The sequence below is a fragment of the Klebsiella sp. 10982 genome (genome assembly GCF_048589245.1).
GTDB lineage: Bacteria > Pseudomonadota > Gammaproteobacteria > Enterobacterales > Enterobacteriaceae > Klebsiella > Klebsiella quasivariicola.
In genome coordinates, this window is the sequence record NZ_JBMAXV010000138.1 from 1 (window position 1) to 667 (window position 667).

At 43.5% G+C, this 667-nt stretch carries 2 protein-coding genes; both read right to left on the reverse strand.

Annotation, left to right across the window (positions count from 1 at the left end; genetic code table 11):
* Positions 1–150: 150 nt before the first annotated feature.
* Complete coding sequence (locus ACKLKD_RS27955) at positions 151–573, reverse strand: helix-turn-helix domain-containing protein (protein ID WP_087804749.1); 423 nt, start codon at positions 571–573, stop codon at positions 151–153.
* Positions 573–667 (reverse strand): Rop family plasmid primer RNA-binding protein (locus tag ACKLKD_RS27960; protein WP_114147923.1); only part of this gene is annotated, 95 nt, incomplete at its 5' end. The genes ACKLKD_RS27960 and ACKLKD_RS27955, both read right to left, overlap by 1 nt.

The window sequence follows — 667 nt, forward strand, 5'->3', positions numbered from 1 at the left end:
AACTGATATTAATGAGTTATCTGCAAAAATTTAATTTTGCGTGGGGTGTGGATATTTTTAGTGTGAGGAGCGTTCAGAGATCTGACGATTTTTGGGAAGGTTCACGAACGCCCCGGCATGGCCGGAGAGGAAAACTCAAGCATGGCGGGATCAGGATTTTTTCCAGAATTTCCACCACGGGGAATGGGGTGGTGAAGAAGGTTCGTGCTTGTGCTCCAGAAGCTGCATAGCCTGAAGAAGGGAATCAATATGCTCATCTCGAGCCTTAACAGCCCCTTTAAGACCATCGTTTTCAGCTTCAAGTAAAGCGATTCTATGTTGTAAATCATGTAAACCAACGCTGTTAATACCTGTAGATTCTGCGTCACTTTTTACATCATATTTTACAGCATCGATTACACCATCAAGAGAACCAAACACTCTAATAAGCTCTGATGTATCAATAACTTTAATACCCTTCCCGTGCTTTACAACAGAGGTGTAACTTAACTTACCACTGTTAATCATCTTGTAAATAGTAGGGCGACTAACCTTAACAAGCCGTGCTGCTTCACTAATAGACACTCTGGCCATCAGTTACCATCCTGTAATGCATCCAGTCTCGAGGACAGTGTACGGAAAAGATGCTCCGCATCATCGTGGAGTTTCTCACAAAGGTCGGCCTCAG